Raw genomic sequence first — 15835 nt, forward strand, 5'->3', positions numbered from 1 at the left:
TAGAATGGGGAGCTATCTTCATTCTGGCCGACAGCGCGAGCAATGGTTGTTCTCAACTGGAAAGGTGGTCTCGGCAACGTCACCCTTGACCCGGGCACCTCGATCCTGGTGCCATTTCAGACCACCCTGGCGAGCCTGCTTCCGGTCCCCATCCCGGCTGCCACCGTCGCACAACCAGACGAATACGGAATCTATTTCCTCGTCGAGTCCATTGACCCGACAACAAACGCTGTCACCTTCAAGAAAGACAGCGATGGATTTAAGATACCCCTAGGCTATACCTCATACCGAACAACAAATAACGCATCTACTCCACCTACGATAGACGATTACCTGATTGCAATCGGCTATCCGCCCGGAGTACTACCTGGCGGCACCTACAGCAATGCCCTCAACCTCACAACCATCCGCCTGGGAGATGGCAACGACGTTTTCACCCTGAGCGGCAGCGGTATCACCCAATCGCTCAGCGCCGTCGTCAGCAAGGAGGCCAGCCAAGGCTATATTTTCCAGTCCAACATCTTTGCTGGTGCTGGCGACGATCTGGTTGTCGCCCTGATGCCCTGGCAATCCGTGTTCAAGGGCGGAACCAACACGGCCTACAGCGATGCCATCCACGACCCCTCAGGGACTGGTGTCGCCATCACCCTGAGTGACAGCCTCACGCTGGAGGAGATTCCCTTTGGCGACACCATTGAACTGAAGGGATCCCGATTCGACTGGGACATCGAATTCCGCGACGGCAATGGTGACGGCAGCGTGACCCTGGCTTCCATTCTGGACGAAAGTGACTATATCGCTACATCCAACAACAACAGAATCTACGGGTTTGAGCGCATACTCTTCGGCGACATCTTGTTTGATCTTGTTCTGTATCGGCAGCTGGAAAGCAGCGTTGTTTACGGACAACCCGATTATTACCTAATCGGCAGCGAACCCCAGGCTCCGGAACTCAATTCAGACATGGCGAGTGGATCCGATCTCTGGGAAGCCTTCCGTTTCAACCGCACAAAGCTTGAGGGCATCACCGGCACGGCGACGAATTCAACCGATGTCTTCACAGGCAACGCCAACGACACCCCCTTTCTTGTTGGGGCGCTTCAGTTTGCTTCGTTGAACACCGAAGCTGGCAACGATATCGTTGAGATCGGCAGTGCCGATCAGGCCACGGTTGATCTCGGTAGTGGTTCCGATCAACTGAAGGTGAATGGCGGCTTCTCCCGCTCAAACGCGTTCGGGGGCGATGGTGAAGACAACATCATCCTCAACACCGTCAGCAATTCAAGAGTCTCCGGCGGCTCGGGCAGAGACATCATCGAGGTGCGCACGTCTGCGACAGACACCGCGTTCGACGGCGGTGACGGTTCCGGTGACACCCTGCTGCTGCCGGGCACCTTTGCCTCCTACGCCCTGACCTCCAGTAACACCGGTGGGGTCGTTACCTTCACCGATGGCTTCGGCAACAGCTTCACCGGCTTCGAGACGTTCAAGTTCAGCGACATCAGCTTGGATGCGCTGCAGGAACTCAGTATCACCGGGCCCGCAGCAGCGGTGGAAGAGGGTTCGGGGGCCACGTACACGATCGCCCTCAGCGGCAGCGGCTTGGCGAGCGGGGAGAGCGTCGCTTTCTCCCTACAACTCGGCAATGGAACCGCCCAGTTCTCTTCCGATCTGGCGGCACTGGTCCTGGGTTCGCTGCAGGCCCTCCCTGGAATCGTGCTGCGCAACGTGAGCGTGGATGCCGCCACCGGCCTGATCCAGGCCGTGGCCTCAGCCAACAGGGCGTTCGGCGCGGCTGCCCCCATCGCCACCCTGACCCTGCCGGTCGCGGTGGACCTGCTGGCGGAGCCAGACGAAACCTTCACCGTCACCCTGACGGACTTCGTGCAGTCCCAGACGGCGACCACCACGATCAGCAACGTGCTGCCCGTCACCATCAGGCTCAACGGGCCTGCCACGGTCACCGAAGGATCAACCGCCGACTACTCCGTCGTTCTCGATGGCGTCGGCCTCGCCGCCGGCCGCAGCGTGACCTTCAGCCTCAACTCCGCCGGCGGCACCGCCACGGAAGGTGCAGACTTTGCCGCCCTGCTCGCCACCAGTCTGCAGAAAGCGGATGGCATCCAGCTCAGCGGCATCAGCACCGCTGCCGATGGCACCGTGACGGTCACCGCCACGAACATCAGCGGCGCCGCCCTGGCGGTGGGCGCCACGTTGCTGACTTTGCAACTGCCGATCACCACCGATTCGGTGGTGGAGGGGAACGAAACCTTCGGCGTCACCCTGTCCAGCGGCACGGCGGTGGTCAGCAGCGGGGTGGTCACCACCACCATCAGCGACCTGGTGCCCACGCCCACCATTGCCCTCAGCGGACAGGCGTCCGTGGTTGAGGGGCAAGCAGCGGCCTACGCCGTGACGCTGGCCGGCTCTGGCCTGCTGGCCGGCCAGAGCATCACGTTCACCCTTGATTCGACCAGTGGCACCGCCACGGAAGGGGTGGATTTCGCCGCTCTCGCAGCCGCGGGCCTCACCGCCGGCGCCGGCATCACCCTCAGCAGCATCAGCACCGACCCCGTCACCAAGGCCCTCACCCTCACCGCCGCCAACACCAGTGGTGGCTCGCTTGCAGCCGGATCCCAGCTGCTCAGTTTCTTCGTTGCCACCACCGTCGATACCATTGCCGAGGCGGATGAAGCCTTCAGCGTCAGCCTCACCAGCAGCAACGCCACGGTGGGGGCCGGTTCCATCACGACAACCATCACTGATAACGACTCGGCGGTGATCATGCTCACCGCTACCGCACCGCCCCTGATCACAGAGGGGCGCTCCGCCACTTATGAAGTCTCGCTGGATGGTGTGGCTTTGGGTGTCGGCGGCAGCGTGACATTCACGCTGGATTCCTCGAGTGGCACCGCCATCGAAGGGATCGATTTCGCAGCACTGACTCCTGCTGCGCTGACGGCTGGCGCGGGAATAACGCTGAGCGGCATCGGCATCGACCCAATCACCAAGGCGGTGACGGTGACGGCCACCAATACCAGTGGCGCAGATCTGGCGGCTGGGTCGCAACTTTTGAGCTTCGAAATCACGACCATCGCTGATTCCGTTGTTGAGAACAGTGAGCTTTTTGGTTTGAGCCTCACCAGCAGCCTGGCCACGGTGAGCGGAGGGGCGTTCTTGAGCTCTGTCATCAGGGACTCTCCCTCCAGCTTCCAGAACCCTGGTGCCTTTACAGCCTTCAGCTCAGTCGGCAATGTTTCCCTGGGTAGCAACCTCATCGGCTATGCCCTGCAAGTGGGCAGCGGCAGCCCCATCCAGATCACCTACAACGGCATCAACGCCTCACCCACAAGCCCTGGTTCGGGTTGGACTGCCATTGGCGCCGCGGCCAATGGGGCAGGCTTTGATCTGTTTTTCAAGAACACCAATGGCTCCTATGCGCTCTGGAACCTCAATAGCAGCGGTGCCGCTACGGCTGGAAAGGTGTTGTCGTCGGCTGAAGTTCTGACAGCCGAATCAAAACTAGGTGCTGATCTCGATGGCGATCGCGAAATCGGCTTCTCCTTCAATCCTTCTCGCACCATCGGTAGCGTTAGCTTCGGAACCACACAGCTGGGGTATGGCCTGAGGGTGAACAGCGGCAGCCCCATCCAGATCACCTACAACGGCATCAACGCCTCACCCACAAGCCCTGGTTCGGGTTGGACTGCCATTGGCGCCGCGGCCAATGGGGCAGGCTTTGATCTGTTCTTTAAGAACACCAATGGCTCCTATGCGCTCTGGAATCTCAATAACAGCGGTGCCGCTACGGCTGGAAAGGTGTTGTCCGCTTCTGAGCTTCGTGAGTCAGAAGTAGCCATCAGGGCAGATCTAAGCGGTGATGGCCGGGTTGGTCCATTTGCTTTACGAGGCGGCGGGCCCCAAGCAGATGCCCTCACCGGCTTGGTGAACGTGGCGACCTTCGGCTTTGCTGGCGACGACACCCTGTCAGGCGGCAGCCCATCCGCTAATGGCTTCGACATCCTGATGGGTGGAAGCGGCCACGATTCCTACAGGCTGGCCGCGGGCAGGAGCACGCTGGTGATCGACAACGGCGTGGATTCCACCGATTCGATCACGGCCCTGGGCCTGTCACTCAACGTTGGCACCACAACTCTCAACACCCTGGAAGGTGGCCAACATCTAGTGTTCTCCGATAGGGCAACCAACTCCAGGCTTTATCTCTACGATTGGCAGAACGCAAGCAACCGTATCGAAACCTTCCAGTTCGCCGATGGATCGTTCAGCTTCCAGCAGCTGCAGCAGAAGGTGACAAGTCTCGGTGCCTCTCTAACCGACGCGACCTGGGCCAACTGGGACAGCCAGTTCGGCAACGGTCAGCTCACGCAGATTGGGTTCGCCTCCGGCGCTGCGATGGACAACTTGATCAGCTATTACAAGGCGGTGGACACATCAGGCGTTCTTGCCTGATTTGAGTCACATCGATGGCTTCAGGATCGACTGAGGGCGTGATCCACGGCAAATCCGAGAACCTCTAGTCCCGCAATTTTCCATGGAGCCAACCTCGGTCCTTCCTGCCGAAGGTCCACCATCGGCCCACCCCTCAGTACTCCAGCTGAGAGAGCTGCAGGTGCGCTACCCCGGCAGCGAGCAAGCCACCCTCGATGGCCTCGACCTGAGCCTCTCCGCCGGCGAGCGCCTGGCCCTGGTGGGCCCCTCGGGCTGCGGCAAGAGCACCGTGGCCCGGGCCGTGCTGCAGTTGCTGCCCCCCGGCAGCGTCTGCGAGGGGGAGCTGCTGCTGACCGGCCAGGACCCCCGCCAGCTCAGGCGCGGTGCCCTGCGCCGGCTGCGGGGCGAGGCGGTGGGTCTGGTGTTCCAGGACCCGATGACCCGGCTCAACCCTTTGCTCACCATCGGCGAACACCTGCGTGACACCCTGGCCGCCCACCGCGGCGGGGGCCGCCAGCGGGCCAAGGAACTGCTGGCCCGGGTGGGCATCGCCCCAGAGCGCTACGGCAGCTTTCCCCACGAATTCAGCGGCGGCATGCGCCAGCGCCTGGCCATCGCCCTGGCCCTGGCCCTCCAGCCGCCTCTCGTGATCGCTGATGAGCCCACCACCAGCCTCGATGTGGCCGTGGCCGGACAGGTGATGGCCCAGCTCAGCGATCTCTGCACCGAAACCGGCAGCGCCCTGCTGTTGATCAGCCACGACCTGGCCATGGCCGGCCGCTGGTGCGATCGCATCGCCGTCCTCGACCAGGGGCGTCTGGTGGAGGAGGCCCCCAGCCGCCAGCTGCTCACGGCGCCGGCCTCCCCGCTGGCCCAACGGCTGGTGGGGGCCGCCCGGCTGCGGGAGGGTGGCCACAGCGAGGCCCCCGCCGCCACACCGGTGCTGCTGGAAGTGGAGGAACTGCGCAGCTGGCATCCCCTGCCCTCGATGCCCTGGCAACCGCGCTGGATCAAGGCGGTGGATGGGATCAGCCTGACGCTGCATGAGGGCGAGACCATCGGCGTGGTGGGGGCGTCGGGCTGCGGCAAGAGCAGCCTCTGCCGGGCCCTGATGGGGCTGGCGCCGGTGCGGGGCGGGGCGGTGCGGCTCCAGGGCGTCGACCTGCGCCAGTTGCGGGGCCGTGCCCTGCGGCGGGCCCGGCGGCGCCTGCAGATGGTCTTCCAGGACCCCCTGGCCTGTCTCAACCCCCAGATGACGGTGGGGGAGGCGGTGGCCGATCCCCTGATGATCCATGGACTGGCCGCCCGCCCGGAGGCGCGCCGTCGCGCCCGGCAGCAGCTGGCCCTGGTGGGGCTGGATCCACCCGAGTCCTTCGAAAACCGGCTACCCCGCCAACTCTCGGGCGGTCAGCAGCAGCGGGTGGCGATCGCCCGCGCCCTGATCCTCGAACCCCAGGTGCTGCTCTGCGACGAGAGCGTCAGCATGCTGGACGCCGAAGTGCAGGCCGAGGTGCTGGCCCTGCTGCGGCGCCTTCAGGACCGGCTCGGCCTTGGCCTGCTGTTCATCACCCACGACCTCTCGGTGGCCGGTGGCTTCTGCCACCGGGTCCTCGTGCTCGACGGCGGTCGCGTCGTGGAGCAGGGAGCCGGTGCCGCGCTGCTGAGCCATCCCCAGGTCGCCATCACCCGCACCCTGGTGGAGGCCTGCCCGCGCCTGCCCGCCCTGCCGTGATCCACCCGACGGAGCCGTCCTGGTCTGGAAAGATCAGAGGATCGCGCCCAGCAGGTCGGCAATCAGCAGGTCGTCGAGGGAAAAAAGGCCGCCACCGGAGGTGATCAGCACCAGGCACATCACCACGTACATGGCCGCCTTCTCCCAGCTCGGCGGTTCACCGACGCCCATCGGTCCGGCGTAGTCCCCCTCGGGGATCTGGTACGGATCGGGAGCGATGAAGGGCGTTCCGGAGACGAGTTCCAGCACCATGGCATAGGCCATCGACACCAGGATCGCCAGGGCCGCCAGGGGGGTGAGCAGCCCAGGGATCAGGGCGATCCCGGCACCCCACATCGAGGCCGCCGACAGAAAACAGAGCCATTCCGGCGTCTTCATCGCCGTCGACCACGTTTTGAGGTTGCGCAGCTTCGGCCAGCCGTGACGGATGAAGGCCACCCCCACGAACAGCCGCAGCAGGAGCAGGCCGACGCCCGCCGCCGGGGATGGCCCCACAGGCACGAGCAGCGTGACAATCTCGAGATCCATCGGTGAGCGAAGCAGCGGAACGGCTTGCCGGCCCAACGTAAGCAGGGTGGGCGGTCGGCGCCGCGGCAGGGCGAATCCGCCTCCCCTGGCCATCATGCGGGGCAGGGCTCCTGCCACTCCCCCCTGCCATCGCCATGACCCCATGCACGGCGGCCCTGCCGTCCCCAGGCACCACTGCTCCCCTGGGTGCCTCCCTGGGTGATGGCGGAGTCAACTTCAGCCTCTACGCCCGGCGGGCAACGGCGGTGGAACTGTGCCTGTTCGAGCGCGTCGATGACGCCGTGCCAAGCCATCGCATCGCCCTCGATCCCGCCCGGCACCGCACCGGCGGCTATTGGCACACCCGGGTTGAGGGCATCGGGCCCGGCCAGCTCTATGGCTGGCGGGTGGAGGGGCCCTGGCAGCCGCAGCTGGGGTTGCGGTTCGATCCGGCCAACCTGCTGCTCGACCCCCATGGGTTGGCCCTGGCGATGCCACCGGGCTATGGCCGCGCCCCCGGCCGCAGCAGCGCCGGCGACTGGGGCACCGCCATTAAGAGCGTCGTGGCCGATCCGCTCGCCTACGACTGGCAGGGGGATCGCCCCCTGCACCGGCCCTCGCGCGAAACGGTGATCTACGAACTGCACGTGCGCGGTTTCACCGCCCACCCCAGTGCCGGCCTGCCGCCGGAGCAGGCCGGCACCTACCGGGGCCTGATCAGCAAGATCCCCTACCTCCAGGATCTGGGCATCACGGCGGTGGAACTGCTGCCGGTGTTCGCCTTCGATCCCCTGGCGGCCCCCGATGGCCACCGCAACTACTGGGGCTATCAGCCGATCTCCTTCTTCGCGCCCCACCCTGGCTACGCCTGCAGCAGCGATCCCCTGGCGGTGATCGATGAGTTCCGCGACCTGGTCAAGGCGCTGCACCGCGCCGGCATCGAGGTGATCCTTGATGTGGTGTTCAACCACACCGCCGAAGCCGATGTCGAAGGGCCGTCCTTCTGCTTCCGAGGCCTGGCGGACGGCGACTACTACCTGCAGCAAGGGGATGGCACCTACATCGATGTGACCGGCTGCGGGAACACCTTCAACACCAACCACCCGGTGGTACGGCGCCTGATCCACCACAGCCTGCGCCACTGGGTGCAGCATTTGCATGTCGATGGCTTTCGCTTCGATCTGGCCTCGGTGCTGGATCGGGACCAGACCGGACAGCCGACGCCCCTCTCCCCGATCCTCTGGGACATCGACACCGATCCGGTGCTGGCGGGCACCAAGCTGATCGCCGAGGCCTGGGACGCCGCCGGCCTCTATCAGGTGGGCAGTTTCGTCGGCGACAACTGGCAGGAGTGGAACGGACGCTTCCGCGACGACGTGCGCCGTTTCGTCAAGGGAGACCCGGGCCTCGCGGCCAGCGTCGGGCAACGGCTGATCGGCAGCCCCGACATCTACGGCCACAAGCAGCGTGAAGCCGAGGCCAGCGTCAACTTCATCACCTGCCACGACGGCTTCACCCTGGCGGACCTGGTCAGCTACAACGGCAAGCACAACGAGGCCAACGGCGAAGACAACCGCGACGGCAGCGACGACAATGCCAGCTGGAACTGCGGCGTCGAGGGACCCACGCAGGACATCGATGTCCTGGCCCTGCGCGCCCGGCAGAGCCGCAACTTGCTGACCCTGCTGCTGCTGGCCACCGGCACACCGATGCTGGCCATGGGGGACGAGATGGGCCGCAGCCAGCAGGGCAACAACAACGCCTACGCCCAGGACAACCCCCTCAGCTGGCTCGATTGGTCGCTGTTGGACCGCCAGGCCGACCTGCATCGCTTCGTGCGGGAGCTCGTGACCTACCGCCAGCGGCGGGATGTGGTGGTCAGCTCCCGCAGCCTCAGCCTCGGCGAGCTGGTGCAACGGCATCAGGTGAGCTGGCATGGGGTCGAACCGAACCAACCCGACTGGAGCGAAAGCTCCCATGCCTTCGCCATGACGATCACCAGCATTGGCCAACGGTTCCGCTGGCACGCCATGCTCAACGCCTGGTGGGAACCGCTGCCGTTCCGTTTGCCCCCCGCCGGGGCCGGCCCCCATGCCTGGCAGCGCTGGATCGACACCTCCCGGCCCAGCCCGGAGGATGTGGTGCCCTGGGGCAGCGCGCCGGCCCTGGTGGGTGACACCTACACACTGCAGCCCCGTTCGGTCGTGGTGCTGACCGTGGAGCTCAACCTTGCAGCAGTTGCAGCCGATGGCCATCCGGATCGGCCAGCTGCAGGGCCCACTTAGCTCCGATCGCCTCGGCCTGCTGGCCCAGCTCAATGATCCCGCCGGAGATCAGACGCCCACCCAGCGCCTCGGCCCGATCGGCGATCGCCTCCAGATCCGCCACCCGCAGGCGCAGCTGCCAGTGGGCGATGTCCTGGGGACCCTGGTCGGCGGGCATCGGCCGGCCGCCGCCGGGCTCGCGGTAGTCGAGGCACTCGACGCCAGCACCGCTGGGGCAGCGATGGGAGGTGATGCGCACCCGGGTTGCCGCCAGACCGTCCAGGCCATCCTGTTCCGGGCCGCTGTTGACGCCATCTCCTCCCGCGGCAAGCCCCAGGAGCTCCCGGTAGAAGCAGGCACTGGCGGCCGTATCGGCGATGCCGATGGCGCTGTGATCAAGGCCCAGCAGCGGCCCGGGCGCCTCCTCATGCCAGCGGGCTTCGCCCTTGTCCGGCGGGAACTGCAGAAGCTCCAGCGGATGACCCTCCGGGTCGCGGAACTTGTAGGCGACGATGCCGGCGGCAGCCGTGTTCCAGTCCGGCAGCCGCTGCGGCGCCGCGGAGATCGGCGCGATCCGCCCGGCAGCGAAAGCTGGCTGCAGCCGGGCCAGGGCCGCCGCCATGTCGTTCACCACCAGGCAACCGTGCTGGAACCAGAGGTCGTTGCTGCGCGAATCGGCCGGAATCGGCCGGCCAGGACGGGCGTCGGGTCCCAGCGCGAGCACCTCGGTGAGCTCCAGCAGCTCCGAGCCGATGGCCAGCCGCAGCAGCTTGAGGCGGGTGCCCGGCAGCCCGACCAGGGCGCTGTAGGGGCCTCCATCCACGATCCGGGCCTGGCCACACGGTTGGAAGCCCAGGACTTCGACGAAGAAGGCAGCGCTGGCTTCGGCGTCGGCACTGGTGAAGCCGATGCTCTCGATATGGGGCAACATCATCGCCAGCTAGTTGGTTCGCGGCTGGTTCTGCCAGACAAGGCTGAGCACGCCACCGGTGCAGATCAGCACAGTACCCACCACCACGCCGAGATTCGGGATCTGACCAAACCAGATCCAACCGATCAAGCCAGCGAAGATCACGGACGAATATTGAAAAGCTCCGATGGCGCTTGGATCCGCAAAACTGTAGGAGCGGATCAAAAGCAACTGGAAGCTCAGCAAGCAGATGGCCGAGGCCAAAACCAAGAAGAGTTGATCCGCCGTGATGCTCTGAAAACGCCCCAACATCATCAAACTGGATGTCAGGCTGCCGATCACCAGAAAATAGGCAAGCTGGGTAAAGGCAGACTCGCTCCTACCCAGCGCCTTCACAGCCAGAAACTCAATGGCACAGACGAATCCGGCTGCCAGTCCAAGGAGATCACCGGGCTTGTCGAGGAGGCTCGCATTGGGCTGCACGACAATCACCATGCCGGCAAATCCAACCGCCAACGCCTTCCAGAGATTGGCAGGAATCCGTTGCTTGAGGACCAGCCAGGCCAGCAACGGTATGAACATGGGCGTCGTATTCAACAGGACATTGGCATTGACCAGATTCACCAGCTTGGCGGCGGCCATGAACAGCAGGAAGCCCCCCATGCCCATGCCGCCACGGAGCAGATGCAGGGGCAACACGGCGGTGGGCAGATCGCGACCGCCACGCACAACCAGCACCGGAATCAACAGGACCAGCGCCAGAACGAAAGTGAGCCAAGTGAACGTCAGCGCATCCATGTCGGCACCCACCGCCCGCGCGAAGGCGCTTTGGAGTGTGTTGGCCAGGAACGCTGCCACCAGGAGGGCCGCTCCCTTCGCTACCGAAGTGGCGGCCTGCTCGTTCCCCCCCGGGTCTTGCAACAGACTGCCGCCCATGCGAATGCATCCACGATAGTGCCAAACAGACTAGAGATGGTGCCCATCGTTGTGGCGGCATGATCGGAGCCTGAAGATCACTACTGTGAAGGCCAACGAAAAGGTCCAGGGCACCGAGCCGGGTGTTGAATTTTCAGATAATGACGACATCAACCTGGTTGGGCCTGTTCGGTCGTCGGATCTAGGATGAGCCTGTGAATGTCCCTCCCCAACCCTCTCCTGGCCCCACCCCGATGACGAGCTCCAACCCCCTGGCCGGCAAGGCCCTCTCCACCCTGCTGCAAGGCAAGGTCGCCATCGTCACCGGTGGCAACAGCGGTATCGGTAAATCCATCGTTGAGTATCTCGCCGAACTCGGCGCCAAGGTGGTGATCGACTACCGCTCCCATCCCGAAGCCACCGAAGAGCTGGAGCGTGAAATCGGCGCCTACGGAGGCTGCAGCTTCGGCGTTCAAGCCGATGTGGGCAAGCTCGATGACCTGCAGCGTCTCGTCGATGCCACCGTAGCGAAATATGGCCGCCTCGATGTGATGGTCAACAACGCCGGCATCGAGACCCGCACGTCGATCCTTACCACCACACCGGACAACTTCGACAAGGTTCTGGATGTCAATCTGCGCGGTGTTTTCTTCGCCACCCAGTTCGCCGCCAAGCAGATGATTGCCCAGGGGGGCGGCGGCCGCATCATCAACATCTCCTCGGTGCACGAAGACTGGCCGATGCCCGATAACACCCCCTACTGCTGCGCCAAAGGCGGCGTGCGCATGCTCACACGCACCGCGGCGCTCGAGCTGGCCCCCCACGGCATCACGATCGTCAACGTCGGTCCCGGCGCCGTGGCCACGCCAATCAACGACTCCACCATGAACAATCCGGAGCTGCTGGCCAAGCTGAACGCCGCCATCCCCATGGGCCGCATGGCCCAGCCAGAAGAGATCGCCAAGGTGGTGGGCTTCCTGGCCAGCGACGCCGCCAGCTACATCACCGCCACCACGATTTTCGCCGATGGTGGCCTGATGCACAGCAGCCCCGGCCTCTGAGCGTTGGCAAGCGGGGCCGACCTGGAGCCGCTCCGTTCAGGCCGCCGCTGGCTCCGCAAGACTGTCACGCTCCCGTTCCGCCCGCTCCAGACCCACCTCCACGCCCATGTGCTGATCGGAGCGGCCGGTGATCAGGAGGCTGGCGCTCTGGTTGGTGGCGATCACCCACAGCCACTTGGTGAGCAGGGTGATGCGATTTTCGTTGTCCGGCATGAAGGCCAGGTGGGCCAGGCCCCAGAGCAGCCAGCCCAGGGGCCCGGTGAACTTGAGGCCCCGCAGATCGGCGACGGCGCAAAGGGGACCGATGACCGCCATGCTGCCGAAGTCGAACCAGCGGAAGGGGGGCTGCCGCTGCCCCTGCAGCTGAGCCAGCAGATCCAGGGCGACCCAGCCGCCCATCTGCACCGCCGGTCCGGCCATGCCCGGCAGGGGCTTGCCATCGATCGTATGGGAATAGGAGCAGAGATCGCCCACGACCCGGATTTCGGGATGGCCGGCGATCGAGAAATCCGGCTCGACCACCACCCGCCCGCCGCGGTCGAGCGTGCATCCGGTGCTGGCCGCCAGCAGTTTGCCGAGATGGGAGGCGCGCACACCGGCACTCCAGCAGATGGTGGCCGCCTCCAGCACCCGCTCGCTGGGGGCTCCAGGCGGCGGCGACTTGAAGGCCACCGTGAGACGACCCGCCTCGATGCTCTGCACCCGGCCACCAAGGACCAGCTCGACGCCACGGGAACCCAGATACTCAGCCGCCGCCTTGGACAAGACCGGGTCCATGGCGCGCAGCACCCGATCACCTGGATCCACGAGCAACACCCGACAAAGCTCGGGATCGAGGTGTCGGAAATCGCGGCGGGCGGCGTGGCGCATCAATTCGTTGATCGACCCCGCCAGCTCGCAACCGGAGGGGCCACCACCCACCACCACCACCGACTGCAGGAAGCGGCAACGTTCGGGATCCGGAGTCTGCTCGGCCTCCTCCAGGGCCGATAGAAGACGCCGCCGGATCTCATCGGCGTGCTCGAGGATCTTCATCGGCGGAGCCAGTTGGCGCCATTGTTCGCTGCCGAAGTAGGTGCTCCCCGATCCGGTGGCCAGAATCAGGCTGTCGTAACGCAGGCGGCGATCGTTGAAGACCACCTCCCGGGCAGCGGCGTCGAGATCGACGACCTCCCCGAGCAGCACCTGCACGTTGGCCGCCTTGGCCAGCATCTGCCGCAAGGGCGTGGCCACATCCGCCTCGGACACCAGGCCGGAAGCCACCTGATACAGCAGCGGCTGAAAGAGATTGAAATTGCGCTTGTCCACCAGCGTCACCCGCACCGGCTTGCCGGCCAGCCGATGGGCCGCCTTGAGGCCGGCGAAGCCTCCTCCCACGATCACCACGTGGGGCCAGCGTTTCATCTCGGCGTCGCTGGGCTCCAGCTCAAGGAAGAAGCGTTCCTTAGCCATCGATGCTGTAAGCAGGATAGGGTCAAGCTAGGGGTAATCAGCAGCCCTGGGAGCACGACCCTGCGAAGATGTAGCGACCCTCACTTGCTCTCTGCCCGTGTCGCTCTCCGCCCTGCAGGCCTTCGTCAGCAGCGTCTCCGCCGATGGGCAGCTGCGCCAACGACTCCACGCTGCGGCCCGTCTCGACGACGTCGTCGACCTGGCCAGCAGCCACGGCCACGACTTCAGCAAGGCCACCCTGCTCAAGGCCCATGCCGCCGCCATCGGCAGCGCCCCGGACCACAGGCTGTAAGCGATCAACAGCTGGGGCGACGCCCTGATGCAGGCCTTCGGCGCCAGCGACAAGGATTGAGCAGGGGTGTCCGGCCAGGTCGGGATTTCGCCACAATCCTGTAGCAAATGCTCACAGAACCAGGCCATCTGCCGGGGGCTGGCCAAGGTGATGGAGCAAAGCGTGGCCGGTGCCCGATGCAGCTACAGCTGCCAGCCCTCAATGACCACAACCTGCCCTGGATGGACACCCTCCATCCGATTGTGGTCCACTTCGTCATCGCCATGGCGGTGATCAGCGTGGTCTTTGATCTGTTCGGTGTTGTGATGCGCCGGCCGAATCTGTTTGAAGTCAGCTTCTGGAACCTGCTGTTCGCCACCGGGGCCATCTTCGTGGCAATCATTTTCGGTCAGGTGGAAGCGGGCCTGGCCGATCCCTACGGCGCCTCAGGCACGATCCTCAACCTGCACAGCACCCTGGGCTGGTCACTGGCCGGCATCCTGTCGGTACTCACCGGCTGGCGCTACGTGCTCCGCAACCGTGATCCCGAGACGCTGCCATTGCCCTTCCTGGCCGCCGGTGGGGTGCTGGCCGCCCTTGTGGTGGTCCAGGTCACCCTGGGCAGCCAGCTGGTCTGGGTCTACGGCCTGCACACCGTCCCGGTGGTGGCCGCCGGGCGTGCCGGGCTGATCTGATGACCTTCTCCGTGCCCGGGGCCGAGGCGCCGATCCAGCAGCTGGGGGATTGGCTCGGGCCCAACGACCTCCCCTACAGCCTGCCGATCCATCCGAATCTGGTCCACTTCACGATCGGACTGTTCGTGATCGCCATCGCCTTCGACATCGTCGGCGCCCTCTACCCACTCGAGAAGCGGGTGTTCCGTTTCCTGGCCCTGCCGATCACCCGTTCCGGCTTCCATGACGTGGGCTGGTACAACCTGCTGGCCTGCGCCGTCGTCAGCTTCTTCACCGTGGCGGCCGGTTTCTTCGAGATGCTGCTGGCGGTGCCGATTCCCGGCGTCACCAGCAGCATCGGGCTCCAGAGCATGGAAACGATGCTCTGGCATGGCGTGGGCGGCGTCGCGATCCTGGTGGCGATCATCGCCATGACCGTCTGGCGCGGCTACCAGCGCTTTCTATGGCGCCGGGACATGGGCCGGCAGGTGCAGTGGCTCTACCTCCTGGTGGGCCTGGCCCTGTTCCTGGTGATCGGCCTGCACGGCACCCTCGGCGCCGAACTGGCAGCCGAATTCGGCGTCCACATCACCGCCGACCAGCTCCTGGCCAGCGGAGCCGATCTCCGCGACGCCCTTCCCTGAGGGTCCCCCCTTCCCATGACCTCCTCCACCCCTCGACGTCCCGGCCCCGCCGCCCTGGCCGGCCTGGCCGTCTGGATCGGCCTGCTGGCCCTGATCAGTTACTGGATGGCCGGCGCGTCACTGCGCTGGCTGCCGGTGCAGGCCTCCAATGCCGCCCCTCTGGTGGACGGCCTGTTCAGCTTCGAGACCGGCGTCGGCACCTTCGTGTTTCTGGGGGTGATCTCGGTGATGGGCTGGGTGATGCTCGTGCACCGGGCCGAGAAGTACGACGAAAGCGACGCCGAGCCGATCGAGGGCAACACCCGGCTGGAGGTGATCTGGACCGCCATCCCGCTGGTGCTGGTGATGGCCATCGCCTGGTACGCCATCCAGATCAACACCGAACTGGGGGTGCTGGGGCCGATGGAGCACATCCATCTGCGCAGTCCCCAGGAGCAGCAGGGGGGGTACCCCGGCGACCGGCTGCCGGCGGAGCAGGTGGAGGTGCTCGCCCGGCAGTGGTCGTGGGAATTCCGCTATCCCGGCGATCACGTCTCCAGTACCGAGCTGCACCTGGAGCTGGATCGGCCGGTCACCTTCCGCCTGGTCTCCGAGGACGTTCTGCACGGCTTCTTCATCCCGGCCTTCCGGCTCAAGCAGGACGTGATTCCAGGCCGGGCGATCGATTTCAGCCTCACCCCCACCCGGGTCGGGCGCTACCGCCTGCGCGATTCCCAGTTCAGCGGCACCTGGTTCGCCGCCAACCAGGCCGATGTGGTGGTCGAGACCGCCGAAGACCATGGCCTCTGGCTGAAGCAGGCGGCTGCCGCCCCCCTGCAGCGAGGCCTCAGCGTCGCGGCCGACGAGTACGCCGAGCGCCAGACCAACCCCCGCGGCGGCTGGCCCACGGTGGTGCCGGCCCCCCCGCCCCAGGTGAACGCTCCCGGTTCCAGCTCCCTTCCCCACGACGCCTGAGG

General features: G+C 65.3%; 12 protein-coding genes. 8 read left to right on the forward strand and 4 right to left on the reverse strand.

The window, feature by feature from the left end:
- The first annotated feature begins 42 nt into the window (after positions 1 to 42).
- Positions 43 to 4470: a Calx-beta domain-containing protein gene (locus KBY95_RS06285; protein ID WP_254964113.1), complete on the forward strand. Its 4428-nt coding sequence runs from the start codon at positions 43 to 45 to the stop codon at positions 4468 to 4470.
- A gap of 82 nt (positions 4471 to 4552) precedes the next feature.
- Positions 4553 to 6181: an ABC transporter ATP-binding protein gene (locus KBY95_RS06290; RefSeq protein WP_254964114.1), complete on the forward strand. Its 1629-nt coding sequence runs from the start codon at positions 4553 to 4555 to the stop codon at positions 6179 to 6181.
- A 33-nt stretch (positions 6182 to 6214) separates the two neighbouring features.
- Here the strand turns inward: KBY95_RS06290 and KBY95_RS06295 are convergent, their stop codons facing one another.
- On the reverse strand, positions 6215 to 6709 hold the full coding sequence (locus KBY95_RS06295) for a DoxX family protein (RefSeq protein ID WP_254964115.1): 495 nt from the start codon (positions 6707 to 6709) through the stop codon (positions 6215 to 6217).
- A gap of 134 nt (positions 6710 to 6843) precedes the next feature.
- Between KBY95_RS06295 and glgX the strand changes: the two genes are divergently transcribed.
- Positions 6844 to 8973: a glycogen debranching protein GlgX gene (gene glgX, locus KBY95_RS06300; RefSeq protein ID WP_254964116.1), complete on the forward strand. Its 2130-nt coding sequence runs from the start codon at positions 6844 to 6846 to the stop codon at positions 8971 to 8973.
- Here the strand turns inward: glgX and KBY95_RS06305 are convergent.
- On the reverse strand, positions 8912 to 9886 hold the full coding sequence (locus KBY95_RS06305; RefSeq protein ID WP_254964117.1) for a VOC family protein: 975 nt from the start codon (positions 9884 to 9886) through the stop codon (positions 8912 to 8914). The genes glgX and KBY95_RS06305 overlap by 62 nt on opposite strands.
- A gap of 6 nt (positions 9887 to 9892) precedes the next feature.
- The gene (locus KBY95_RS06310) at positions 9893 to 10798 is read right to left on the reverse strand and encodes a DMT family transporter (protein ID WP_254964118.1); all 906 of its coding nucleotides are present in this window, start codon (positions 10796 to 10798) and stop codon (positions 9893 to 9895) included.
- 233 nt (positions 10799 to 11031) lie between these two features.
- On the opposite strand from KBY95_RS06310, the gene KBY95_RS06315 reads away from it, so the two are divergent.
- Positions 11032 to 11838 carry an SDR family NAD(P)-dependent oxidoreductase gene (locus KBY95_RS06315; RefSeq protein WP_254964119.1) on the forward strand — a complete coding sequence of 269 codons (807 nt, stop codon included), beginning with the start codon at positions 11032 to 11034 and terminating at the stop codon, positions 11836 to 11838.
- A 36-nt stretch (positions 11839 to 11874) separates the two neighbouring features.
- Here the strand turns inward: KBY95_RS06315 and KBY95_RS06320 are convergent, their stop codons facing one another.
- The gene (locus tag KBY95_RS06320; protein ID WP_254964120.1) at positions 11875 to 13290 is read right to left on the reverse strand and encodes an NAD(P)/FAD-dependent oxidoreductase; all 1416 of its coding nucleotides are present in this window, start codon (positions 13288 to 13290) and stop codon (positions 11875 to 11877) included.
- A gap of 97 nt (positions 13291 to 13387) precedes the next feature.
- Here KBY95_RS06320 and KBY95_RS06325 point away from each other — a divergent pair, with 97 nt between their 5' ends.
- The 4 genes from KBY95_RS06325 to KBY95_RS06340 all read left to right on the forward strand — a co-directional run bounded on the left by KBY95_RS06325 (position 13388) and on the right by KBY95_RS06340 (position 15833).
- Entirely contained in the window at positions 13388 to 13582 is a 195-nt protein-coding gene (locus KBY95_RS06325; RefSeq protein WP_254964121.1) for a Nif11-like leader peptide family natural product precursor, read from the forward strand.
- Positions 13583 to 13758: 176 nt separating this feature from the next.
- Positions 13759 to 14256 (forward strand): DUF2231 domain-containing protein, encoded by a 498-nt coding sequence (locus KBY95_RS06330; RefSeq protein ID WP_254964122.1) that lies wholly within the window; start codon positions 13759 to 13761, stop codon positions 14254 to 14256.
- Positions 14256 to 14879, forward strand: a complete 624-nt coding sequence (locus tag KBY95_RS06335; RefSeq protein WP_254964123.1) for a DUF2231 domain-containing protein — start codon at positions 14256 to 14258, stop codon at positions 14877 to 14879. The genes KBY95_RS06330 and KBY95_RS06335 overlap by 1 nt, the downstream gene beginning before the upstream one ends.
- A gap of 15 nt (positions 14880 to 14894) precedes the next feature.
- Complete coding sequence (locus KBY95_RS06340; RefSeq protein WP_254964124.1) at positions 14895 to 15833, forward strand: cytochrome c oxidase subunit II; 939 nt, start codon at positions 14895 to 14897, stop codon at positions 15831 to 15833.
- Positions 15834 to 15835 lie beyond the last annotated feature (2 nt).

The organism is Cyanobium sp. Aljojuca 7A6, assembly GCF_024346455.1.
Classification (GTDB): Bacteria; Cyanobacteriota; Cyanobacteriia; order PCC-6307; family Cyanobiaceae; genus Cyanobium.